Annotated in this window: 18 protein-coding genes; 13 read left to right on the top strand and 5 right to left on the bottom strand. The window is 73.7% G+C overall.

What is annotated here, in order from left to right; translation table 11 throughout:
* Positions 1-161: 161 nt before the first annotated feature.
* Both disA and radA read right to left on the bottom strand, forming a co-directional pair.
* Positions 162-1,286 (bottom strand): DNA integrity scanning diadenylate cyclase DisA, encoded by a 1,125-nt coding sequence (disA, locus tag ACIBEA_RS26105; RefSeq protein ID WP_399264873.1) that lies wholly within the window; start codon positions 1,284-1,286, stop codon positions 162-164.
* A 203-nt stretch (positions 1,287-1,489) separates the two neighbouring features.
* Entirely contained in the window at positions 1,490-2,899 is a 1,410-nt protein-coding gene (gene radA / locus ACIBEA_RS26100; protein ID WP_399264871.1) for a DNA repair protein RadA, read from the bottom strand.
* 917 nt (positions 2,900-3,816) lie between these two features.
* Here radA and ACIBEA_RS26095 point away from each other — a divergent pair.
* Positions 3,817-5,034 (top strand): hypothetical protein, encoded by a 1,218-nt coding sequence (locus ACIBEA_RS26095; protein ID WP_399264869.1) that lies wholly within the window; start codon positions 3,817-3,819, stop codon positions 5,032-5,034.
* Here the strand turns inward: ACIBEA_RS26095 and ACIBEA_RS26090 are convergent.
* The gene (locus tag ACIBEA_RS26090; protein ID WP_399264868.1) at positions 5,021-5,863 is read right to left on the bottom strand and encodes a hypothetical protein; all 843 of its coding nucleotides are present in this window, start codon (positions 5,861-5,863) and stop codon (positions 5,021-5,023) included. The genes ACIBEA_RS26095 and ACIBEA_RS26090 overlap by 14 nt on opposite strands.
* A 62-nt stretch (positions 5,864-5,925) precedes the next feature.
* Between ACIBEA_RS26090 and ACIBEA_RS26085 the strand changes: the two genes are divergently transcribed.
* The 4 genes from ACIBEA_RS26085 (at position 5,926) to ilvD (ending at position 10,490) form a co-directional block, all read left to right on the top strand.
* Complete coding sequence (locus ACIBEA_RS26085) at positions 5,926-6,858, top strand: Ppx/GppA family phosphatase (RefSeq protein ID WP_399264866.1); 933 nt, start codon at positions 5,926-5,928, stop codon at positions 6,856-6,858.
* A 199-nt stretch (positions 6,859-7,057) separates the two neighbouring features.
* Positions 7,058-7,918 (top strand): sugar phosphate isomerase/epimerase family protein, encoded by an 861-nt coding sequence (locus ACIBEA_RS26080; protein WP_399264864.1) that lies wholly within the window; start codon positions 7,058-7,060, stop codon positions 7,916-7,918.
* Positions 7,915-8,538: a TetR family transcriptional regulator gene (locus ACIBEA_RS26075; RefSeq protein WP_399264862.1), complete on the top strand. Its 624-nt coding sequence runs from the start codon at positions 7,915-7,917 to the stop codon at positions 8,536-8,538. Before ACIBEA_RS26080 ends, ACIBEA_RS26075 begins: the two co-directional genes overlap by 4 nt.
* Before the next feature lie 101 nt (positions 8,539-8,639).
* Positions 8,640-10,490 (top strand): dihydroxy-acid dehydratase, encoded by a 1,851-nt coding sequence (ilvD, locus tag ACIBEA_RS26070; RefSeq protein ID WP_399264860.1) that lies wholly within the window; start codon positions 8,640-8,642, stop codon positions 10,488-10,490.
* A 490-nt stretch (positions 10,491-10,980) separates the two neighbouring features.
* On the opposite strand, the gene ACIBEA_RS26065 is transcribed toward ilvD, so the two are convergent.
* Positions 10,981-13,134, bottom strand: coding sequence for a serine/threonine-protein kinase (locus tag ACIBEA_RS26065; protein WP_399264858.1), 2,154 nt, complete (start codon positions 13,132-13,134; stop codon positions 10,981-10,983).
* Positions 13,135-13,261: 127 nt separating this feature from the next.
* On the opposite strand from ACIBEA_RS26065, the gene ACIBEA_RS26060 reads away from it, so the two are divergent.
* The gene (locus ACIBEA_RS26060) at positions 13,262-13,573 is read left to right on the top strand and encodes a peptidase (protein WP_399264856.1); all 312 of its coding nucleotides are present in this window, start codon (positions 13,262-13,264) and stop codon (positions 13,571-13,573) included.
* 37 nt (positions 13,574-13,610) lie between these two features.
* On the opposite strand, the gene ACIBEA_RS26055 is transcribed toward ACIBEA_RS26060, so the two are convergent.
* On the bottom strand, positions 13,611-16,076 hold the full coding sequence (locus tag ACIBEA_RS26055) for a helix-turn-helix domain-containing protein (RefSeq protein WP_399264855.1): 2,466 nt from the start codon (positions 16,074-16,076) through the stop codon (positions 13,611-13,613).
* A 159-nt stretch (positions 16,077-16,235) separates the two neighbouring features.
* On the opposite strand from ACIBEA_RS26055, the gene ACIBEA_RS26050 reads away from it, so the two are divergent.
* From ACIBEA_RS26050 to proC, 7 genes are all read left to right on the top strand, one after another.
* A complete protein-coding gene (locus ACIBEA_RS26050; protein WP_399264853.1) occupies positions 16,236-16,469 on the top strand; it encodes a hypothetical protein in 234 nt (77 codons plus the stop codon).
* 18 nt (positions 16,470-16,487) lie between these two features.
* On the top strand, positions 16,488-18,347 hold the full coding sequence (locus ACIBEA_RS26045) for a serine/threonine-protein kinase (protein WP_399264851.1): 1,860 nt from the start codon (positions 16,488-16,490) through the stop codon (positions 18,345-18,347).
* Between the two features lie 64 nt (positions 18,348-18,411).
* Positions 18,412-18,957, top strand: coding sequence for a hypothetical protein (locus tag ACIBEA_RS26040; RefSeq protein WP_399264849.1), 546 nt, complete (start codon positions 18,412-18,414; stop codon positions 18,955-18,957).
* A gap of 6 nt (positions 18,958-18,963) precedes the next feature.
* Positions 18,964-20,094, top strand: a complete 1,131-nt coding sequence (locus ACIBEA_RS26035; protein WP_399264847.1) for a lysostaphin resistance A-like protein — start codon at positions 18,964-18,966, stop codon at positions 20,092-20,094.
* 79 nt (positions 20,095-20,173) lie between these two features.
* The gene (locus ACIBEA_RS26030) at positions 20,174-21,013 is read left to right on the top strand and encodes an ABC transporter ATP-binding protein (RefSeq protein WP_399264845.1); all 840 of its coding nucleotides are present in this window, start codon (positions 20,174-20,176) and stop codon (positions 21,011-21,013) included.
* Complete coding sequence (locus tag ACIBEA_RS26025) at positions 21,010-21,747, top strand: ABC transporter permease (protein WP_399264843.1); 738 nt, start codon at positions 21,010-21,012, stop codon at positions 21,745-21,747. Before ACIBEA_RS26030 ends, ACIBEA_RS26025 begins: the two co-directional genes overlap by 4 nt.
* Positions 21,748-21,777: 30 nt before the next feature.
* Complete coding sequence (gene proC, locus ACIBEA_RS26020; RefSeq protein WP_399264841.1) at positions 21,778-22,587, top strand: pyrroline-5-carboxylate reductase; 810 nt, start codon at positions 21,778-21,780, stop codon at positions 22,585-22,587.
* Positions 22,588-23,083: the final 496 nt, after the last annotated feature.

Genomic DNA, 23,083 nt, shown 5'->3' with positions numbered 1-23,083 from the left:
CGGGCTTGATTGGGCTGAGGTCGGCCGTCAGGGCTGGGCCAATCCAGCCCCGCCGGCGATTGAGGCGCCCCCGGAGGGCGGTCCGGGCCGCGGCTGGGACTTCAGCAGCTCCGCCCGGGGGTAACCCGGCCGGTCCCGGGACACCACGCTCGCGCCGCAGGCTAGACGTAGCGCTCCAGGATCGAGGACTCCGCCAGCCGCGACAGCCCTTCCCGCACGGACCGCGCCCGCGCCTCCCCGACGCCGTCGACGGTCTGCAGATCGTCCACGCTCGCCGCGAGCAGCTTCTGCAGCCCGCCGAAGTGCTCCACGAGCCGCTCGATGATGGCCCCCGGCAGCCGCGGCACCTTCGCCAGCAGCCGGTACCCGCGCGGCGACACCGCCGAGTCGAGGGTCTCGGGCGAGCCCGTGTACCCCAGCCCCCGCGCCACCGTCGCCAGCTCCAGCAGCTCCGCGTGCGTGAAGGAATCCAGCTCGGCCAGCGCCTCGTCCACCGTGCGGGAACGCTTCGCCGTCGGCTCCGGCACGTAGTCCCGGATGACCAGCTCGCGCTCCTGCTCGATCCCGACCGTCAGCTCGTCCAGCTGGAGCGACAGCAGCCGCCCGTCGGTGCCGAGCTCGATGACGTACTCGGCGATCTCGGTCGCGATCCGCCGGACCATCTCCAGCCGCTGCGCGACCGCCGTCACGTCGCGGACCGTCACCAGGTCCTCGATCTCCAGCGCCGACAGCGTGCCCGCGACCTCGTCGAGCCGCAGCTTGTACCGCTCCAGCGTGGCCAGCGCCTGGTTCGCCCGGGACAGGATCGCCCCGGACTCCTCCAGCACGCGCCGCTCGCCGTCGACGTACAGCGCGATCAGCCGCATCGACTGCGAGACCGAGACGACCGGGAAGTTGCACTGCTTGGAGACGCGGTCCGCCGTGCGGTGCCGGGTGCCCGTCTCCTCCGTCGGGATCGAGGCGTCCGGCACCAGCTGGACGCCCGCCCGCAGGATCTTGGTGATGTCCTTGTCCACGATGAGCGCCCCGTCGAGCTTGCACAGCTCGCGCAGCCGGGTCGCGGTGAACTCCACGTCCAGGACGAAGCCGCCGGTGCACATGGCCTCGACGCTCTTGTCCATGCCGAGCACGATCAGACCGCCGGTGTTGCCGCGCAGGATCCGCTCCAGGCCGTCACGCAGCTGCTGACCGGGTGCGACCGCGCTCAGCGAAGCCCGCATCAGGGCCTCCTGCTTGCTGCCTGCGCCGGACTTCCCGGATGCTGCTGCCCCGTCCTTGGCTGCCACTGCACTCCTCCGGTCGCGGGTCGTACCGCCCCGCACCACGGGCACAGGGGAGTGCGTACGGCCGGGCGGACCAGCACAAAGTCTACCGGCGCGCGCCACGCCCCCGCCGTGGCTTGGCCACTGTGCCCGTCAGAGGACCCCGGACGGGCCCCCTGACCTGCACCTCACGCGTCCACCTCAGGCGTAGACCTCACGCGTCCACCTCAGGCGCCGGGCTTGCTTGAGCTCCGGCTCCGGCCGGACGGCAGCACCCGCAGCGCGTCCCCCATGTCGGCCACCTCGATGACCTTCATGCCCGCGGGCACCTTGCCCGGGTCGACCGGCACCAGCGCGTGCGTGAACCCGAGCCGGTGCGCCTCGGCGAGCCGGCGCTGCACGCCCGTCACCCGCCGCACCTCACCGGCCAGCCCCACCTCGCCGATCGCGACGAGGTTCTTCGGCAGCGGTACGTCGCTCGCGGCCGAGGCCAGCGCCAGCGCCACGGCCAGGTCGGCGGCGGGCTCCGTCAGCTTCACCCCGCCCACCGTCGCGGTGTAGATGTCCCGCTTGCCCAGCGCGCTGATCCGGCCGCGCTGCTCCAGCACGGCCAGCATCATCGAGACGCGGGAGGTCTCCAGCCCGGAGGTGGTCCGGCGGGGCGAGGGGATCTGCGAGTCCACGGTCAGCGCCTGCACCTCGGCGACCAGCGGCCGCTTGCCCTCCAGCGTCACCGTCAGGCAGGTGCCGGGCACCGCCTCCGCGCGCCGGGTCAGGAACAGCCCGCTCGGGTCGGCGAGCCCGGTGATCCCCTCGTCGTGCAGCTCGAAGCAGCCGACCTCGTCGGTGGCGCCGTAGCGGTTCTTGATGCCGCGGACCAGGCGCAGCCGGGCGTGCCGGTCGCCCTCGAAGCTGAGCACCACGTCGACGAGGTGTTCCAGCAGCCGGGGACCGGCGATGGCCCCGTCCTTGGTGACGTGGCCGACGAGCAGCGTGGACATCCCGCGCTCCTTGGAGGCGCGGATCAGGGCCCCCGCGACCTCGCGGACCTGGGCCATGCCGCCGGGCGCCCCGTCGATCTCGGGGGAGGCGACGGTCTGTACGGAGTCCAGGATCAGCAGCGAGGGCTTCACCGCGTCCAGGTGCCCGAGCACCGCCGACAGGTCCGTCTCGGCGGCGAGGTAGAGGTGGTCGTTGAGCGCGTTGATCCGGTCGGCGCGCAGCCGCACCTGGCTCGCCGACTCCTCGCCCGTCACGTACAGGGTGCGGTGCTCGTCGCTCGCCGCCTTCGCGGCGACGTCCAGGAGCAGGGTGGACTTGCCGACGCCGGGCTCGCCGGCGAGCAGCACCACGGCCCCGGGTACGAGCCCCCCGCCGAGCACCCGGTCCAGCTCGTCGACCCCGGTGGAGCGGGCCGTCGCCTGGCGCACGTCGACCTGGGCGATGGGCACGGCGGCGGTGGACACGCGGCCGGCCGCGGTGGTCCGTACGGCGGGCGCGCCCATCTCCTCGACGGTCCCCCAGGCCTGGCACTCGGGGCACCGGCCGAGCCACTTCGCGGTGGTCCAGCCGCACTCGGTACAGCGGTAGGACGGCCGGTCCTTGGCGGATGAACGGGATGTACGGGCTGCTGCCATGCCGCCAACGGTAACGGCCGGCGCCGACACCCCCGCCGGAGCCGATCGGGCGGGGACGTCAGGGCGGCTGTCAGCAACGACACGATCTGTTCACCCGTAAGGACTAAAAGTGCTGAAGGCTTCCGGGCCGTCGCCGGCCGGCCGCCTACCTTCACGAGGTGAACAGCAGCAACCACGGCAACCCCATGACTCGCACCGGCGCACACCGGGCGCACGGGCGCACGCTCCCCGAGGGGGAGCAGGCGCCCCCCTTCCGCCACGAGCCGTACCTGGACGGCCTGTTCACGTACTGCCTGTCGGTCCTGTGCGACCACGACAGCGCCACCGAGGTGCTCGGCGAGGTCCTGGCCGTGGCCGAGCGGCACCCGGGGCGCTGCCCCGACGAGAGCGACCGCCGGGCCTGGCTCTACGCCCTTGCCCGCTGGGCCTGTCTGCGCAGGCTCGCCGAAACCCGGCGCGCCCGGCACACCCCGCCGGGCGTGCACACCACCCGGCGTGCGCCGGGGCGCACCGAAGCCGACCGCGCGCCGGCCTCGGACCGCACGGCCTCGGACCGCGCCGCCCCGGACCGCACGGCCCGGGGTGGCGGCCCCGACCGGACGGGGGGGGGCCCCCCCCCCGGGCCGGGGGGGGGGCCCCCCCCCCCCCCCCGCCGCCCCGCCGCCCCCCCCCCCCACGGCCCCCCGCCCCCCCCGCCCCCGGGCCCCCGGCCCCCCCCCCCCCCCCGGCCGGGGGGGGGGGCCCCCCCCGGGCGGGGCCCCCCCCCCGCGGGGGGGCGGGGGGCCCCCCCCGCCGACTCGATCGACGTCAACGCGTACCGCCGGACCGAGCTGGCCCGGCTCGCCTGGCCCGAGGCCGCCGGGACCACCCCCGAGCAGCGCGAGGCCCTCGAACTCGCCGTCCGCCACCGGCTGACCGTGACCGAACTCGCCGCCGTCCTCAGCACCCCGGCCACCGCCGCCCGCGACCTGCTCACCGGAGCCGCCTGCGAGGTCGAGCGCACCCGCGCCGCGCTCGCCGTGGTCGAAACCGGCAACTGTCCCGCCGTCTCCCGGCTCACCGGGGACAGCCAGGTGCTGCTCTCCACCACCCTGCGCGCCGAACTCGTCCGCCACGTCGACGACTGCCCGCTCTGCCGCCGCGTCGCCGAACGCGTCGGCGCCGGCGCCCCGTGGCCCGGCTCCGGCGGCGTGGGCACCGGCGCCCTGCCGCTCGTACCGGCGCCGCGCACCGGCGTGCGCACCGCGATGCTGCGCTCCGCCCGGGTCCGCGGTCGCGCCGGGGCCCCGCGGTTCGCCCGGACCGGATTCCCCCTCGACCCGAAGGACCGCGCGGCCCGCCGCGACCGGATCCGGGCCCGCGCGGTCACCACCACGGTCGTCGCCACCGTGGTCGCGGCGCCGGTCCTGGCCCTCTGGGCCGCGTACCGCGGCGCCCCCAGCACCGGCGAGTCGACCGGCGCCACCAACACCCGCATCTCCGCGAGCGAGCTCCAGATCCCGTCGCACCTGAACGGCTACGACGGCCGGCCCATCCCGGGCGCAGCGGCCTACGAGAACGCGGGCAACACCCGCACCACCGGCGCCGAGCCCCGGTTCACCGAAGGCGGCCCCGTTCCCGACGTGTCCGTCGAGGTGATCAGCTCGGGCGCCCCGACCGGTCCCGCCCAGCCCGGCTCGGCGGGGCTGGGTCGGCTCACCGTCACCGCCGCCTCCCATGGCGGAGTCACCCTGCTCGCCCTCAGCGCGTCCGGCGGCGCCCCCGTCGACTGGCGGCTGTGGACGGACGCCCCCTGGCTGCGCGCGAGCGCCACGGCGGGCACCCTGGCCCCAGGAGAATCGGTCACCCTACGGATCACCGTGGACCCCGACGCCCAGCCCGTGGGCGCCTGGACCGCCCGGGTCGGGGTGGACCCGAGCGGCGCGATGGTCTCGATCTCGGGCCGCGGCCGCCCGGCCCCGCAGCCCAGCCGGACGCCGCCGACGGATCCCACCCCGACGCCCACGCCGACCCCGACGCCGACCCCGACCGAGACGCCGACCCCGACGCCCACGCCGAGCCCCACCCCGACGCCGACGCCGACCGCGTCCGAGGGAACGGTTACCCCGACCCCGACGCCCGCTACTTCTTCTTGACCGGGACCGCCGGGACCGGCAGGACCACCGGGTCCGCCGGGTGCGGGGCCATCGGCGGCGCCGACGCCAGGCGCGCCTCGCACAGCGCGACCAGCGCGTCGTAGCCCTCCTTGCCCATCAGCTCGGTCAGCTCGGGCCGGTAGGTCACGTAGACCGGGTCGCCCGCGCCGTGCGCGGAGGTCGCCGACGTGCACCACCAGTGCAGGTCGTGGCCGCCCGGGCCCCAGCCGCGCCGGTCGTACTCACCGATCGACACCTGGAGCACCCGGGTGTCGTCCGGCCGGTCGATCCACTCGTACGTCCGGCGCACCGGCAGCTGCCAGCACACGTCCGGCTTCGTCTCCAGCGGCTCCCGGCCCTCCCGCAGCGCCAGGATGTGCAGCGAACAACCGGCGCCCGCCGCGAAACCGGGCCGGTTCTGGAAGATGCACGACCCCTCCCACCGCCGGGTCTGCCGCTCGCCGTCCTCGTCCTTCTGCACCCAGCCCGACTCGGCGCCGACGTCGTGGAACTGCCACAGCTCCGGCGTCAGGCGCGCCACGTTCTCGGCGACCCGCTTCTCGTCGTCCTCGTCGGAGAAGTGCGCGCCGAGCGTGCAGCAGCCGTCGTCCGCGCGGCCCGCCTGGATGCCCTGGCAGCCGCTGCCGAAGATGCAGGTCCAACGGGAGGTGAGCCAGGTCAGGTCACAGCGGAAGATCTGCTCGTCGTCGGCCGGATCGGGGAACTCCACCCAGGCCCGGGCGAAGTCGAGCCCCTTCTCGTCCGTGGTGCTCGACTTCTTCGTCTTGCTCGGCTTGGTGGTCTTGCCGGCCTTCTTCGTATTGGGCACGAACCCAAGCCTAAAGGCCCCTTACGCCGCCCCTACGCGTTCGGCCCAGTAGCGTTTCGCGTATGAGACTCGGTGTCCTTGACGTGGGTTCGAACACGATCCACCTGCTGGTGGTCGACGCGCACCCCGGCGCGCGCCCCCAGCCGGCGCACTCCCACAAGGTGGAACTGCGCCTGGCGGAGCTGCTCGACGAGCGCGGCGCGGTCACCCCCGACGGCGTCGAGCGGCTCGTCTCGGTGATCGCGGGCGCCGCCCAGGCCGCCGAGGACAAGGGGTGCCAGGACGTCCTGCCCTTCGCGACCAGTGCGGTGCGCGAGGCGACGAACGCCGACGAGGTGCTGACCCGGGTCCGCGAGGAGACCGGCGTCGACCTCCAGGTCCTCAGCGGCGCGGACGAGGCCCGCCTGACGTTCCTGGCGGTGCGCCGCTGGTTCGGTTGGTCGGCGGGCAAGCTGATGGTGCTCGACATCGGCGGCGGCTCCCTGGAGATCGCCTCCGGCATCGACGAGGACCCCGACACCGCCGTGTCCCTGCCGCTCGGCGCTGGGCGGCTCACCGCCGGTTGGCTCCCGGGCGACCGGCCGGACCCGGCGGACGTCAAGGCGCTGCGCCGGCACGTACGGGCCCAGATCGCGCGGACGGTCGGCGAGTTCAGCCGGTCGGGCGCGCCGGACCACGTGGTGGCCACCTCCAAGACCTTCAAGCAGCTGGCCCGGATCGCGGGCGCGGCCCGCTCGGCGGAGGGGCTCTTCGTCCAGCGGGGGCTGACCCGCAAGTCCCTGGAGGAATGGGTCCCGCGCCTCGCGGAGATGACCACGCTCCAGCGGGCGGCCCTCCCCGGCGTCTCGGAGGGCCGCGCCGGGCAGCTGCTGGCCGGTGCGATGGTCGCCGAGGCCGCGATGGATCTCTTGGGCGTGGAAGAACTGGAAATCTGCCCCTGGGCCCTGCGCGAAGGCATCATCCTCCGCCGCCTGGACCACCTCCCCACAACCTGACCCACCCTCCGGGAGGCGCCTCAACCGCCGGCGGGGCTGGGTGGGACCCGGCCACATCCGCCCCGCCCCCTCCGTCCGGCCCGGCCAAGTTCAGCCCGCCCGGCGATTGAGGGCACGGAGCCGGGCCGGCCCCCCACCCCCGCCGGAGGCGAGCGGCCCGGTGGGGGGCCGCGGCCCCGCACCCCCGTACCCTGTCCCCGTGGCAGAACCAGTGCGCATCCCGGACGCGAAAGTCGCCCTCTCCACCGCCTCCGTCTACCCGGAGTCCACGGCGACCGCCTTCGAGATCGCCGCGCGCCTCGGCTACGACGGCGTCGAGGTGATGGTCTGGACGGACCCCGTCAGCCAGGACATCGAGGCCCTGCGCCGGCTCTCCGACCACCACCAGGTCCCGATCCTCGCGATCCACGCCCCCTGCCTCCTGATCACCCAGCGCGTCTGGTCCACCGACCCGTGGACCAAGCTCCAGCGCGCCCAGTCCGCAGCCGAGAAGCTCGGCGCGAGCACGGTCGTCGTCCACCCGCCGTTCCGCTGGCAGCGCCAGTACTCCCGCGAGTTCGTCTCCGGCATCTGGCGGATGGCCGACGAGACCGACGTCCGGTTCGCCGTCGAGAACATGTACCCCTGGCGCTACCGCGACCGCGAGATGCTCGCGTACGCGCCCGAGTGGGACGTCACCAAGGACGACTACCGGCACTTCACCGTCGACCTGTCCCACACCGCGACCGCCCGTACGGACGCCACCGCGATGATCGACCGGATGGGCGACCGGCTCGCCCACGTCCACCTCGCCGACGGAAACGGTTCCGCCAAGGACGAGCACCTCGTCCCCGGCCGCGGCACCCAGCCCTGCGCCGAGCTGCTGGACCGGCTCGCCCGCACCGGCTTCGACGGCCACGTCGTCATCGAGGTCAACACCCGCCGCGCGATGTCCGCCGCCGAGCGCGAGGCCGACCTCGCCGAGGCCCTCGCCTTCACCCGGCTGCACCTCGCCAGCGCCGGCACGGGCACGGGCACCGGCCCCGGCACCGGCCCCGTCACCAAGGTCCCGCGCCGATGACGGACGCCCCCCAGGAGCGCCGCCGCCGCGGCCCCGGCCGCCCCCGCCAGGACGAGGCCGGCGACGGACCCGGCACCCAGGAGCGGATCCGTCTCGCGGCCCGCTCGGAGTTCGCCGACCGCGGCTACGACAAGACGTCCGTGCGCGGGATCGCCAAGGCCGCGGGTGTGGACCCGGCGCTGGTCCACCACTACTTCGGCACCAAGGACGACCTCTTCGCGGCGACCATCGAGATGAGCGTGGACCCCGCCCTCGTCGTCCCGGCCGTCGTCGGGGACGGCCCCGACGGCATCGGCGAGCGCCTCGCCCGCTACTTCCTGGGCATCTGGGAGAACCCGGCCTCCCGCGCGCCCCTGCTCGCCGTGGTCCGTTCGGCGCTGACCCACGAGGCCGCGGCCAAGGTGCTGCGCGAGCTGATCCTGCGCCGGGTCCTGGAACGGGTGGCGGCCGACCTCAAGGTCCCCGACCCCACCTTCCGCGCCGAGCTGGCCGCGTCGCACATGGTCGGCATCGCCATCCTGCGGTACGTCGTCCAGGTCGAGCCGCTCGCCTCCGCCGACGCGGAGGACATCGTCGCGCTCGTGGCGCCCACCCTCCAGCGGTACCTGACCGAGGAATGAGCCTCCCGTCCCGACATGCGGACACCCTGTCCGGATCCCGGGCGGCAGGCGTAGCCTCGTAATCTGAGCCATCCACGTGTCATCTATGGGGAGTGAACCCGATGCCCGAGCTGAGGTCCCGCACCGTCACCCACGGCCGCAACATGGCGGGCGCCCGCGCCCTTATGCGGGCGTCGGGCGTAGCGAGCGCCGACATCGGCAAGCCGATCATCGCGGTCGCCAACTCCTTCACCGAGTTCGTCCCCGGGCACACCCACCTCGCCCCGGTCGGCCGGATCGTCTCCGACGCGATCCTGGCCGCGGGCGCCGTCCCGCGCGAGTTCAACACGATCGCGGTGGACGACGGCATCGCGATGGGCCACGGCGGCATGCTGTACTCCCTGCCCTCCCGCGACCTCATCGCGGACTCGGTCGAGTACATGGTGGAAGCGCACTGCGCCGACGCCCTGATCTGCATCTCGAACTGCGACAAGATCACCCCCGGCATGCTGATGGCCGCCATGCGCCTCAACATCCCGGTCGTCTTCGTCTCCGGCGGCCCGATGGAGGCCGGTCAGGCCACCCTCGTCGACGGCACCGTCCGCAAGCTGGACCTCATCGACGCGATGGTCGACGCCTCCAACGAGAACGTCTCCGACGAAGACGTCCTGCGCATCGAAGAGAACGCCTGTCCCACCTGCGGTTCGTGTTCCGGCATGTTCACCGCCAACTCGATGAACTGCCTCGCCGAGGCCATCGGCCTCGCCCTCCCCGGCAACGGCTCGGTCCTCGCCACGCACACCGCCCGCAAGGCGCTGTACGAGAACGCGGGCCGCACGATCGTCGAGATCACCAAGCGCCACTACGAGCAGGACGACTACTCGGTCCTGCCCCGCTCCATCGCCACGCGCGAGGCCTTCGAGAACGCCATGGCGCTCGACATCGCCATGGGCGGCTCCACCAACACGATCCTGCACCTGCTGGCCGCGGCGCAGGAAGCGGGCCTGGACTACGACCTCAAGGACATCAACGAGGTCTCGCTCCGCGTCCCGTGCCTCTCCAAGGTCGCGCCGAACGTGGCGCCGGGCGGTACGTACTACATGGAGGACATCCACCGGGCCGGCGGCATCCCCGCCATCCTCGGCGAGCTGTACCGCGGCGGTCTGCTCAACAAGGACGTCCACACCGTGCACTCGGCCAGCATCGAGGAGTGGCTCGGCACCTGGGACGTGCGCAGCGGCACCGCCTCCGAGGAGTCGATCGAGCTGTGGCACGCGGCCCCCGGCTGCGTCCGCTCCGCGACCGCCTTCTCGCAGTCCGAGCGCTGGGGCACCCTCGACCTCGACGCCGAGGGCGGCTGCATCCGCTCCGTCGAGCACGCCTACTCCAAGGACGGCGGTCTCGCGGTCCTGCACGGCAACATCGCGGTCGACGGCTGCGTGGTCAAGACGGCGGGCGTCGACGAGTCGATCTGGACCTTCGAAGGCCCGGCCGTGGTCTGCGAATCGCAGGACGAGGCCGTCGACAAGATCCTGCGCAAGGAGATCAAGCCGGGTGACGTCGTCGTCATCCGCTACGAGGGCCCGCGCGGCGGCCCCGGCATGCAGGAGATGCTCTACCCGACGTCCTTCCTCAAGGGCCGCGGGCTCGGCAAGTCCTGTGCGCTGATCACCGACGGTCGCTTCTCCGGCGGTACGTCCGGGCTCTCCATCGGCCACGCCTCGCCGGAGGCGGCGTCGGGCGGGGCGATCGCGCTCATCGAGGACGGCGACCGCATCCGGATCGACATCCCGAACCGCTCGATCGACCTGCTGGTCGACGACGCCACGTTGGCGGCCCGTCGCGAGGCGCTGGGCGGCGTCTACGCGCCGAAGAACCGCGAGCGCAAGGTGTCGGCGGCGCTGCGTGCCTACGCCGCCATGGCCACCAGCGCCGACAAGGGCGCCGTCCGCGACGTCTCCCTCCTGGGCTGACCCCCCGCCTCAATCTCCCCCAGCTACCGCTGGGAGGTGCCCCCGGGCGGAGCTCGACGTGCCTCCGGCGGGCCCTCAATCGCCGGGCGGGCTGTAAGCGCCCGCCGCCCCCAGCCCCGCCGGCGATTGAGGCGCCCCCGGCGGGCGGGCGGCCGCCAGACGGGTGCCGACCGCCGTGTCCTCGATCGCCGGGCGGGCTGGATGTGCCTCCGGCGGGCCCTCAAACGCCGGGCAGGCTGGATTTGGCCGGGCCGGACAGAAGGGGCGGGCTGTAAGCGCCCGCCGCCCCCAGCCCCGCCGGCGATTGAGGCGCCCCCCGGAGGGCAGTCGACCGGTAGTCGGGTGCTGACCGTCGTGCCCTCGATCGCCGGGCGGGCTGGATGTGCCTCCGGCGGGCCCTCAATCGCCGGGCAGGCTGGATTTGGCGGGCCGGACGGAAGGGGCGGGCCCAGTGGCCGGACCCCGACCACGCCCCACGCCCCCACGGGAACTACCGCCACCCGCCAGGGTCGACGGCGAAGACCGAGCCGTCCGGCGCGGAGCCGAAGACGCGCCCGTCGGCCACCACCGGCGCAGGCCGCACCGGCACGAAGGTGTTCGCCCCCGTAGCCATCCGCGGAGCGCTCTGCCCGACCAGCCGCCCCCGCACCGCGTCCACCGCCAGCAGCCGCCCGTCCGCCGCCATGAGGTGGACCCGCCCGTCCGCCGCCACCGGCCGCGACGCCTGACTGGCCGCCGTCTCCAGCCGCCACAGCTCCCGCTCCGCGCCCACGGCCACCAACGCACCGCCGCTCCCGAACGCGTACACCGTCCCGTCCGCCCCCACCCCGGCCTGCGCCTGCAACAGGGTCGTCGGCAGCAGCGTGCGCCGCTCGCCCCTGGTCCGCAGGTCGAGCCGTACCACCGAGTCCGTCACCATCCCGTCGCCCGTCAGCAGGTGCAGCGTTCCGTCCACCACCCCCACCGGCTCCAGCAGCCCCACTGCCTTGTGCTGCCAGCGGGTGGCGCCGTCGGCCGCCGCGAGGGCCAGCACCTGGGTCGACGTACCGTCCCCCGCGGGCGTGACGGCGTACACCTCCGAGCCGTCCGCCGCCGCCACGAACTGCGCACCGGCGCCCGCCGCCCGCTTCGTCCAGCGCACGGCGCCGGTCGCCGCGTCGCGCGCCGTCACCTGCCCGTCGGCGGCGACGACCAGCACCAGCGCACCCGCCGGCACGACGTCCGCGCCGCGCGGGGTGTCGGCCTTCCAGCGCTGCGCCCCCGTCGCCGGGTCGAGCGCCTGCAACAGGTGGCTGCCGGAGAGGTGCACGAGGACGGCGCCGCCCCCGGGGAACGGCGCCGGGTCCGCCGGACCCGTGACCCCGGCCACCGACCACCGCACCGCGCCCGTCGCCGGGTCCAGCCGGACCGCCGCGAGACCGGGCGCCGAGCAGTAGAGGGCGTCCGTCATCCAACCGCAGGCCGGGATCCGTCGCGCGGCCCCGGCCGCGCCGGGGCTCACCGACCACGGCGCGATCCTGGCCGCCGCGGCCCCGCCCGGCGCGCCGTCCAGCTGATCGGCGACCGTCGTGGCCGGCGTCTCCCGGAACTGCACGTACCCGCCGACCGCCCCGCCCGTGACCAGCAGTCCGGTCCCCAACACGGCGGCCACCCGCCACCGCGGGCGCTGCCGCCGCCGCCCCGCGCGCCGCCCCGCCCCGGCATCCGGTCCGGACGGCGCGTCCTCGGGCACGAGCAGCCCGTCCCGCCGGTGCGTGACCGGCTCGGCCGCCGGACCCATCAGGGGGAAGCGCGGGCGCGGTATGAACGCCCGCGTATCCTCGTTCGTCGGATAGGCGGCCGAGCGCAGTACGGCGATCAGCTCGTCGGCGGTGGGCCGCGCGGCCGGGTCCTTCGCCAGGCACCGCGCGATCAGCGGCGCCAGCTCCTGCGGCACCCCCGTGAGGTCGGGCTCGTTGTGCACCACCTGGTACGCCACGATGTACGGGCTCTCGGAGTCGAACGGCCCGTGTCCGGTGGCCGCGTGGACCAGCAGCGCCCCCATCGCGAAGACGTCCGCGGCCGGCCCGACGTCCCGGGGCCGCTGGAACTGCTCGGGCGCCATGAAGGGCGGGGTCCCGATGAGCTTCCCGGTCTCGGTCCGCAGGTCGCTGTCGTACGGGCGCGAGATCCCGAAGTCGATGACCTTCGGCCCGTCGGGCGCCATCAGCACGTTGCTCGGCTTCAGGTCCCGGTGGACCACACCGGCCCGGTGGATGTCGCGCAGCGCCTCCGCCATCCCGGCGCCGAGCCGGCCGACCTCGGCCGGGTCCAACACCCGCTCGCGCACCCGCTCCGCGAGCGTCGGGGCGTCGATGAACAGGGTGGCCATCCAGGGCCGTTCGGCGTCGGTGTCGGCGTCGACGACGGGTGCGGTGAAGGCGCCGCTCACCCGCCGCGCCGCGGCGACCTCCTGCTGGAAGCGGGCGCGGAACTCGGGATCCACTGCGTGCTGCGCGTGCACGATCTTCACGGCGAGCTTCAACCCGGACGCGGAAGTGGCCAGGTGGACGACGCCCATGCCGCCGGAACCGAGGACGGATTCCAGCCGGTACAGCCCGGCGTACTCCGGAAACCCGGACTGCTCAGCGCGCGCCGATCTCATCGCCCATCACCCCCGGGGGAGCCTAGTCGACGGTGCGTGCGATTCCGTAAGGGGCTGCTATCCTCCGCGAGTTGCCGGGCGCTACCGTCCGGTCGTGGTCGATATCCGGTCAATGGGGGAGATCAGCATGGCGGTTGACGAGACGGCGGGCGCGGTGGAATCCCTGTCCGCGATGTCCGGTGACGCCGGTTACATGACGTTCCCGGTCGCGCCCGACGCGCGGGTGAACGTCCGCAGCGGCCCCGGCACCGGCTACCCGATCAAGAAGGTCCTCCCGTACGGCGCCTGGGTGAAGATCGACTGCCAGACCCCGGGCACGACGGTCTCCGGCCCCTACGGCACCTCCGACATCTGGGACTGCATCGGCAACGGCCTGTACGTCGCCGACGCTTACGTCAAGACGGGCAGCGACGGCTACGTCGCCACCCACTGCGGCTGAGCCGCTCCCCGCTACCGCCCGCGCCCCGGAGTCCGCTTCAGCCGCTCTCCCCGGGGCCGGCGGCCGGGTCGACCGGGGACCAGCGCAGGGACCGCCCGGTCCGGCTCCGCCGGTAGGCGCGGCCCAGGTGGTGCTGGAGACGGACGTGGCGGAACTGGTAGACGGCGCCCGCCTGGCGCAGGACCCCGCGCCGGTACGCGTCGTCCAGGAACGCGGCCGTGTCCCAGGGCAGCTTGCCGGCCATCGGCAGCCACAGCCTGGCCCGGATCACCCAGTGCCCCCACGCGGTGAAGGAGAGGGCGTAGGACAGCCCGCCCGCGAGGCCGACGACGCAGCCGATCTGGAGCCCGTCCCGCGTGTCCCAGTTCAGCTCCCCGACCACACCGTCCAGCAGGGACACGATCAGCCCGCCGCCGAAGCCCACCGAGAGCGCGAGCAGCGGCACCAGCACCAGGAACTGCCCCCGGACGATCGCGCGGTTGGCGGCGAGCAGGCCCAGCGGGTTCGCGGCGGAGGCCACGTCCAGGGGCGCTTCGAGCGCCGCCAGCAGGCCGAAGACCAGACCGGCCCCCGCACCGAAGATCAACCCGAAGACGAGCATGTTCGTGGCCATCCACTCCAGGACCTGGCGGTTCAGCCTCGGGCCGTAGGCCAGCTGCTGCTGCACCATCAGGGCGCAGGAGCAACCCAGCCCCATCACGAATCCGCCCGCCAGCACCGCGCCGAAGCGCGCCGTGAAGATCCGCACCGCCCCGCGCCGCGCCCCCCGCCCCGCCTCGGCCGGCCGGCCGCCGCCCCGCGGGCGCAGGCGCAGCCGTACGTAGGCCGGCTCGAAGGTGCCGCCGCCCCTCGCGTTCATGACCGCGTACACGGCGCCGAAGGCGAGTCCGGCGGCGGGACCCATCAGGGCGCCCTGTACGGCGTTCTCCCACGCCGGCAGCCTGCCGATCACGAAACCGATCAGCCAGGTGCTGAGCGTGGTGCACAGCGTGGCCGTGAGCACCACGCTCAGCACGCGCTGGCGGCTCGGCAGGAAGTCGCCGATCTCCCACCAGGCGAGGTCCTGCCGCTCCCGGTCGGGATGGGCCAGGTGGTGGGCGAGGTAGCCGAGCCAGAGCTCGGCGCGCTCCGGGTCCCATCCGCGGTCGCGGGGGCGCGAGCGGTAGACGGCGGGGACGAACCCCGCGAGCAGGTGCTCCTCGACGGAACTCTCGTCGGGGAACGCCCGCGCGTCCAACAGCTCGGCCGGGTCGCCCCCGGGCCGATCGCCGTCGCTGTACAGGGTCCGGGCCAGGGCGGTCATCAAGGGGGTGCGCAGGGCCCCGGCCAGGGCCGGCGCGCCGCCCCCGTCGTCGCCGCCCCCGGACCCGGCCTCCTCCCGTAACCGCCCCATCACCCCGTCCCACATGCCCCGGCCGCCATCGCCCGTACCGCCATCGCCCGTACCGCCATCGCCGGGGCGCCGCCGGGCGGTCCGCGGCAGGTACGAGGCGACGTCCTCGGTCGTCAGGTCGGCGAGCTCGATCACGGTCGCCCACACCAGTGGCCTACCGGCCGAACCGACCGCCTCGGCGAACTCCTCGCGCCGACTGGTGAGGACGAGCGGCGACGAGAATTCGTTCAGCCCCTCCAGGGCCCGGCCCCGCAGCCCCTCCGCGATCTCGTCGAACCCGTCCAGGACCGGTAGGACGAGATCGGCCTCGATCAGGGCGTCGGCCATCGAGCGGCCCGCCACGCGATCCGCGAGCTGCGGGTGGTCCCGTACGAGCCGCTCCGTCACCCAGGCGCGCAAGGTCGAGGCCGTGGGGTCCCAGGAGCCGATGCCGAAGATCACGGGTACGCGCTCCAGCTCGGCTCGGGACTCCAGGAAGTCCTGGACGAACCGGATGGTGAGGACCGACTTGCCCGAGCCCGCCCTGCCGAGGATCACCAGGCGCCCCGAGCGCCTGCGCCGGTAGAACGCGGCGACGGTCGGCAGGTCACCGCTCAGGTCGGTGGGCAGGGGCGCCGCGGCCCCCGGTGGCAGCCGTTCGATGTTGGCCTCGTGATCGCTGAGCGCGGGGTCGGTGCGCCGCCACCGCACCGGCAGCGGGAAGGGGTCGTGGACCCGGCGCTGCTCCTCCTCGACCCGCCAGCGGCGCCGGACCTCCAACGCCAGGTCACGGGCGGCGGAGCGGACGTCGTCCCGGACCAGCATCCCGGAGCGCGCCGCCGGCGCCGGTGGTGCCTCAGCCGGTGCCTCAGCCGGTGCCTCCGCCGGGGCCGCGCGTCCGTTCGCCAACAGCTCGGCGAGCCGCCTGCGGTCCTCCGGCCCGGCCCCGAGCGCGTCCTGCAGCTTCGCCAGCGAGAGCAGCGTCGGGTTCTGGGCCCTGCCGCCCTCCAGCCTCCGGATGGTGCTCTCGCTCACCTCGGATGCGTGCGCCAACTGCTCCTGCGTCAACCCGGACCGCTTGCGCAGGTCCTTCAACAGCGCGGCGAGTTCTGCGAGTCGGTCGGTCGTCATGCGGCTCCTTCCCCCCTCGGGGCCGGAGCGCCGGCCCGGATCGCAGGTGAGCGTAGCGGGCGCCCGCCGTTCATACGTGACCGGTGCGATGGCCTGTACCCCGACCTGCGCGGACCGCACGCTTCCGAGGGGAGCAGGGGAAGAAGAAGGGGGAGAGGGATGAACTACCGCTTCTGGTGCGGCGAGTGCGGGTTCAAGAGCACCTGGGGTGACCCGTCCGAGGCCGGGCGCCAGCACGAGGACCACTACACCGCCCGGCACCCCGGTCTGCCCCTGGGCGGCCAGGTGGAGACCGGCACGAAGGGACCCGCCGCGGGCGGCGGGCTCGGCTGCGCCGGGATGGTCGTCGCGGTCGTGCTGTTGCTGATCATCGCGGCCGCGTGCGGTCGCTGAACGAGGGGGAAGCGAACCATGCCCGGCATCGCAGTGCACCGTCTCGACACCGACGACCCGCAACGCCTCGGCGACTACCGCCTGCTGTGGCGGCTCGCCTCCGGCGGCATGGGCCGGATCTACCTGGCGCGGCCGAAGGGAGGGGGACGGCTGGTCGCGGTCAAGACGCTCCTGGCACAGGGCCCGGTGCTCCCGGTCGACCGGGAGCGGTTCGCGCGGGAGGTGGAGTTGGCCCGACGCGTCGACGGCGCGCACACCGCCCGCGTCCTCGACGCCGATCCCGACGCACCTCGGCCCTGGATGGCCATCGAGTACGTACCGGCCCCGTCCCTGGCCGACCTCGTGCGCGCGCACGGGCCGCTCGCCCCCTGGGCGGTGCCGACCGTGGCCGCGGGCGTGGTGCAGGCACTGATCTCCCTGCACGGCAGCCGGATCGTCCACCGGGACGTCAAGCCGCAGAACATCCTGCTGCCGTTGACCGGCCCGCTCGTCATCGACTTCGGCATCTCGCACGCCGTCGACCGCACCCGTACCTCGCTCACCCTGGGGACCGTCGCCTTCACCTCGCCGGAGCAGGCGCGCGGCCAGGCGTCGACCTCCGCGTCGGACGTCTTCTCCCTGGGGGCGACCCTCTTCCACCTCGCCGTCGGACGTCCGCCGTACCGGGAGGGCCTGGAGTCCGAGATGGTGCTGCTGGCCCACGTCCAGGGCGGGAAGGTGGACCTGTCGGGGCTGCCCACCCGGCTGGCTCCGCTGATCGAGCCGTGCCTGGCCCTCGACCCGAGCCGGCGTCCCGACCCCGCCACCGTCCTGGCCACCGCCGTGTCGGAGACGCGGCGCGTGCGGCGCTGGCTGCCGGAGGAATGGACGGCGACGATCACCGCCTACGAGGCCCACGGCCGGGCCCTCGACGCGGCGGGCAAGGGGTCCGCTTCCGGGAAGCAGACCCCCACTGCCGAGCACGCGCCGCCGCAGGCCCCGCAGCTCACCGATCCGGGCGAGGCGGCCGCCCGCAAGGAGCGGGAACGCCTGGCCGCGGCGGCCCGCCGGCGCCGGGCGGCGGAGGCCCGCCGCTCGGCGGAGCTGCGGGACAGCGGGGACGGGGGCGCCGGCAGGAAGCTCTTCGATGCCACGATCGGATGGATGATCACGGCCGCCGTGCTCGTCATCGTCCTGGCGATAGGGGTGGTGGGTCAGCAGATCCGGAACGACCGGGCGTCCGCCGAAGGGCGCGACGCACCGTCCGCGTCCCCCTCCAGCCACCGCCCGACGCGCACCCCGGAGGTCATCGCCCCCGCGCCGCCGCCGTCACCCACCCGTACCCCTACCCCCACCCCCACGCCCACCCCCACGCCCACCCCCACGCCGCGCCCCTCCCCGACCCCGGACCCCAGGGAGGCGGCCTTCAGGGCCGTCCGCGCGGGTACCTGCCTGCCCTGGTACGACACCGGCTACCCGAACAAGTGGAACGTGAACACCCCTCCCGAGCCCGTCGGGTGCGACACGACGCGGGCCCAGGTCCAGGTCGGTTCGGTCGTGTCGGGGGACTGCCCCAGCGGCAACGGACGGACCAACTGGCGCTACCAGGACATCAACGTGTGCCTGACGCGCCTGTTCCACGTCAACTACTGCGTACTGGCGGCGAAGGGCACGAACAACCACCTCACCCTGGGCACTTTCACCGCCGTGGACTGCGGGGCCACCCGCATACCGACCGCCTACGACTACGTCATGATCGTCACCGGCGTGTACCGCGCACCGGCGGCCCCGAGCGCCGCGAACTGCCGCCGCAGCCAGACCGACAGCACCCAGTACTGGATGTGGACGCAGCTCGACGACTCCGTGATGGTGTGCACGACCTCCTACCGCAACAGCTGACGGCCCCCGTCTGCCACATGAGACGCACCCTGGCCCGACCGCGCGCCGGGGGATAATCGCCGGTGTGAGCGACGAACGAGAAGAAGAGCGAGACGCCGGGCGAGCCCCCGAAGCCGCGGCGACCCCGGCCACCACCGAGGGCCCCCGGCCGCAGCCGATCCGGTTCTTCGGCACCACCTGGGTCGAGCACGACGGCGGGTACGGCCTGCGCCGCGCCGGCATGGCGGTGGCCTCGCTGCTGGCCGCCGTCATCGCCGCCTACCTGCTGCGCTTCGCGTACGAGGGCCTGGAGATCGGCAACGTCGGTCCCTTCCTCAGCATCTCCGTCGTCGTCCTCTTCGCGATCGCGAGCTCCATCGCCTTCGCGAAGGCGTGGGAGTCCTTCACCCGGCGCCCGGCGCCGTCCTCGGACGAGGCTTCGCTCAAGGGCCTCAAGGCCATCGGTTTCATCGGCGGTCTGATCGCGTACTTCCTGCGCTGCCTGATCGAGGCTCCCGGTGAGGGACTGGCCCGCGCCGAGTACGAGCGCGCCCGCACCGAACACACCCGCCGCCGGGGCGCCCGTACCGGGAACCCCGCGGCCCGCCGTCCCAAGCGCAAGAAGAAGTAGCCGGGAGTGAGCGGTACGTCCCCGCACCCCGAAGGTCCCGCGACGGACCCGCAGTACGCCCCGCCCCCGCCGCCCCCGGGCACGCCGTACTGGCCGCCCCCGCCCGAGCACGCGCAGTACGCCCCGTACCCGCAGCACCCCCAAGAAGCGCAGTACGCGCAGTACGCGCAGTACCCGCCGCACTGGGCCTACCCGTACCCGCCCGCGCCCCCGCCGCCCACCGGACCGTTCTCGGCCCCCGCCGGCTCGTCCTACGCCGCCCTGGCCCGCAACGGCGGGCAGCGCATCCGGCGTGAGCTGGGCGGCACCGCCCTGCTCGGCGCCGCCGGCGTGGTCTGCATGATCGCGCTGTTCATCGCGGCCATGCTGCTCGCCCACGTGTTCGGCATCGCCGCCGCCGACCCGGACGGCGAGGCGGTCTTCGCCGACCCGATCGCCGAGGTGGCGCTCGGCCTCGTCAGCCTCGGCCTCGCGATACCCGCGGTCCTGCTCGTCGTCCGCTGGATCCAGCGCCGTCCGGCCGGCACGATCTCCTCGGTCACCGGCCGGCTGCGGCTCGGCTGGCTGGCGCTCTGCTCCGCCCTCGCCCTGCCCGTGCTGGGGACCCAGTTCGGCCTGTTGGTGTGGCTCGTGCCCGGGGACGGACCCGACGGCACGGCGGCCGAGCTCTTCGCCCCGCCCGCCCTGGCGACGCTGCTGCTCTCCCTGGCCGTGGTGTGGCTGTTGGTCCCCTTCCAGGCGGCCGCGGAGGAGTACCTCTTCCGGGGCTGGATCCAGCAGGCGTTCGGCGCGCACTTGCGCACCCCGTGGGTGGGCATCGCCGTCGGTTCCGTCCTCTTCGCCCTGGCCCACGGCTTCGGCCAGTGGTCGGGCTTCGCACTGCTCCTCTACTCCGCCGCCTGGTACGCCTGGCTCACCCTGCGCACCGGTGGCCTGGAGGCCGCCATCGCGCACCACATGGTGAACAACCTGCTGGCCTTCACGCTCACCGCCCTGGCCAACGACCTCGCCAACGACGAGACGGCCGCCGACGCGCCCTGGCAGGCGTTGGTCCTGGAAATCGTCGCGACCCCGCTCTACTGCCTGCTCGTCGTCAAGCTGGCCGAGCGCCGCAAGATCCGCACCGTCTCCTCCTGACCCCGCCGTCTCCTCCCGACCGTCGACCACCCCTCCCGGGTGGTTGACGGGAGGCACCCCCAGGAGCATTATTCATCACATGATGAATAACCAGGCCGACGGAGTCGCGGCCACCACTCCTGCCGTGCACGCCCGCGGCCTGACCGTCCGCCGCGGCACCGGCCGCAGCCCCCGCACCGTCCTCCACGGCATCGACTTCGCCGTCCCCCGCGGCCGCATCACCGGCCTCCTCGGCCCCTCCGGCTGCGGGAAGTCCACCCTCATGCGCGCCGTCGTCGGCACCCAGGCCCAGGTCACCGGCACCCTCGAGGTCCTCGGCCGCCCCGCCGGACACCCCGAACTGCGCTCGCGCATCGGCTACGTCACCCAGGCGCCCTCCGTCTACGACGACCTCACCGTCCGGCAGAACCTCGACTACTTCGCCGCCGTCCTCGACCCCGGCCGGGCCGCCGCCGACCGCCGCCGCGCCGACGTCGGCCGCGTCATCGCCGACGTGGACCTGACCTCCCGCGCCGACGCCCTCGCCGGCAACCTCTCCGGCGGCCAGCGCAGCCGCGTCTCCCTGGCCGTCGCCCTGCTCGGCGCCCCCGAGCTGCTCGTCCTCGACGAACCCACCGTCGGCCTCGACCCCGTCCTGCGCCGTGACCTGTGGAACCTCTTCCACACCCTCGCCGACAGCCGCGGCGCCACGATCCTCGTCTCCTCGCACGTCATGGACGAGGCCGAGCGCTGCCACGACCTGCTCCTCATGCGCGAAGGCCGGATCCTCGCCGAGGACACACCGGACGCGCTGCGCGCCCGTACCCGCTCCGAGACCGTCGAAGAGGGCTTCCTGCACCTCGTGGACGAGGCCAACGCCGAGGCCCGAGCCCGGGGCGCCGCCCCGGCCACCGCCGTAGGGGAGAACGAGACCCGATGAACGCCGCCCGCACCACCGCCACCGCCCAGCGCGTCCTGCGCCAGCTCCGCCACGACCCGCGCTCCATCGCGCTGATGCTGCTCGTGCCCGTCCTGATGCTGACCCTGCTGCGCTACGTCTTCGACGGCAGCCCGCGCACCTTCGACAGCATCGGCGCCAGCCTCCTCGGCATCTTCCCGCTGATCACGATGTTCCTGGTGACCTCCATCGCGACCCTGCGCGAGCGCACCTCCGGCACCCTCGAACGCCTCCTCGCGATGCCCCTGGGCAAGGGCGACCTGATCGGCGGCTACGCCCTCGCCTTCGGCGCCGTGGCCGTCGTCCAGTCGCTGCTCGCCACCGGCCTCGCCCTCTGGGTCCTCGGCCTCGACATCGTCGGCTCGCCCTGGCTGCTCCTCCTGGTCGCGCTGCTCGACGCGCTCCTCGGCACCGCGCTCGGCCTGTTCGTCTCCGCCTTCGCGGCCTCCGAGTTCCAGGCCGTCCAGTTCATGCCCGCCGTGATCTTCCCGCAGCTGCTCCTGTGCGGACTCTTCGCGCCCCGCAACACCATGCAGCCGGTCCTCGAAGCGGTGTCCGACGTCCTGCCCATGTCCTACGCCGTCGACGGCATGACCCAGGTCCTCACCCACACCGACATGACCACCGACTTCGTCCGCGACGCGATCGTCGTGGCCGCCTGCGCCCTGCTGGTCCTCGCCCTCGGCGCGGCCACCCTGCGCCGCCGCACCCCCTAGAGCGTTCGGACCGGGTGCAAAGATGAGGCCATGACCCAGACTGTCGCCGTTCTCGGCACCGGCAAGATCGGTGAGGCCCTGCTCAGCGGGATGATCCGAGGCGGCTGGCCCGCCTCGAAGCTCCTCGTCACGGCCCGCCGCCCCGAACGAGCCGAGGAGCTCCGGACCCGCTACGGCGTCGAAGCCGTCACCAACGCAGAGGCCGCCAAGCGCGCCGACACCCTGATCCTCACGGTCAAGCCGCAGGACATGGGCAAGCTCCTCGAAGAACTGGCCCCGCACGTGCCGGCGGACCGCCTGGTCATCAGCGGCGCCGCGGGCATCCCGACCTCCTTCTTCGAGGACCGGCTCGCCGCGGGCACCCCCGTGGTCCGCGTCATGACGAACACCCCGGCCCTCGTGGACGAGGCCATGTCCGTCATCTCCGCCGGCAGCCACGCCACGGGCGCCCACCTCGCCCACACCGAGGAGATCTTCGGCGGCGTCGGCAAGACCCTGCGCGTCCCCGAATCCCAGCAGGACGCCGCCACGGCCCTGTCCGGCTCCGGCCCCGCGTACTTCTACTTCCTCGTCGAAGCCATGACGGACGCGGGCATCCTCCTCGGCCTCCCGCGCGCCCAGGCCCACGACCTGATCGTGCAGGCCGCGGTCGGCGCCGCCGTCATGCTCCGCGACAGCGGCGAACACCCGGTCAAGCTCCGCGAGGCCGTCACCTCCCCGGCCGGTACGACGATCAACGCGATCGTGGAGCTGGAGAAGCACGGCGTACGGGCGGCCCTCATCGCGGCCCTGGAAGCGGCCCGCGACCGCAGCCGTGAACTGGCCTCCGGCAACAGCTGACGGCAGCCTCCCGCCCCTTCCCGTCCCCGGACGGGGGAGGGGCGGCCGGAGGTTGACACTGGCGTGCGGGATCCGTAAGGTTCTTCGAGTTGTCCGAAGTGAGCTGCCGACCCCGGTCGGTCCCCGGACAGCCATCCGCCACTACACATTCGAACGAAGCGACGTACGTTGTCGTCTCTTTTTCATGCGTATTTGCGAATGAGGAATCCGTGCCCGAGTGGCACCGCCGCCGATTAGGTCGGGGGCAAGGAATCCGCTAGTGTCACACCTCGTCGGAACGGCCCAACAGCCGCAAAGACAAACCCCGCTGACTGGGGGTCAGGCCCGAAAGGTTCTGATAGAGTCGGACTCGCCGGAAAGGGAAACGCGAAAGCGAAGAACTGGAAAGCGAAAAGCAAGATCCCGCTTCGACCGGGAATCGGACACGAAAGAGTCTGATAGAGTCGGAAACGAAGAACGAAGCCCGGAGGAAAGCCCGAGAGGGTGAGTACAAAGG

Source organism: Streptomyces sp. NPDC051555 (assembly GCF_044454405.1).
In the GTDB taxonomy this organism is placed as follows: domain Bacteria; phylum Actinomycetota; class Actinomycetes; order Streptomycetales; family Streptomycetaceae; genus Streptomyces.
This window is presented reverse-complemented; position numbering and strand designations above follow the sequence as displayed.

Excerpts from the sequence above, each read along its gene's own strand:
- radA (WP_399264871.1), bottom strand. The coding sequence starts at position 2,899 with ATGGCAGCAGCCCGTACATCCCGTTCATCCGCCAAGGACCGGCCGTCC.
- ACIBEA_RS26085 (WP_399264866.1), top strand. The coding sequence starts at position 5,926 with ATGAGACTCGGTGTCCTTGACGTGGGTTCGAACACGATCCACCTGCTG.
- ACIBEA_RS26075 (WP_399264862.1), top strand. The coding sequence starts at position 7,915 with ATGACGGACGCCCCCCAGGAGCGCCGCCGCCGCGGCCCCGGCCGCCCC.
- ilvD (WP_399264860.1), top strand. The coding sequence starts at position 8,640 with ATGCCCGAGCTGAGGTCCCGCACCGTCACCCACGGCCGCAACATGGCG.
- ACIBEA_RS26065 (WP_399264858.1), bottom strand. The coding sequence starts at position 13,134 with ATGAGATCGGCGCGCGCTGAGCAGTCCGGGTTTCCGGAGTACGCCGGG.
- ACIBEA_RS26060 (WP_399264856.1), top strand. The coding sequence starts at position 13,262 with ATGGCGGTTGACGAGACGGCGGGCGCGGTGGAATCCCTGTCCGCGATG.
- ACIBEA_RS26055 (WP_399264855.1), bottom strand. The coding sequence starts at position 16,076 with ATGACGACCGACCGACTCGCAGAACTCGCCGCGCTGTTGAAGGACCTG.
- ACIBEA_RS26050 (WP_399264853.1), top strand. The coding sequence starts at position 16,236 with ATGAACTACCGCTTCTGGTGCGGCGAGTGCGGGTTCAAGAGCACCTGG.
- ACIBEA_RS26045 (WP_399264851.1), top strand. The coding sequence starts at position 16,488 with ATGCCCGGCATCGCAGTGCACCGTCTCGACACCGACGACCCGCAACGC.
- ACIBEA_RS26030 (WP_399264845.1), top strand. The coding sequence starts at position 20,174 with ATGATGAATAACCAGGCCGACGGAGTCGCGGCCACCACTCCTGCCGTG.
- ACIBEA_RS26025 (WP_399264843.1), top strand. The coding sequence starts at position 21,010 with ATGAACGCCGCCCGCACCACCGCCACCGCCCAGCGCGTCCTGCGCCAG.
- proC (WP_399264841.1), top strand. The coding sequence starts at position 21,778 with ATGACCCAGACTGTCGCCGTTCTCGGCACCGGCAAGATCGGTGAGGCC.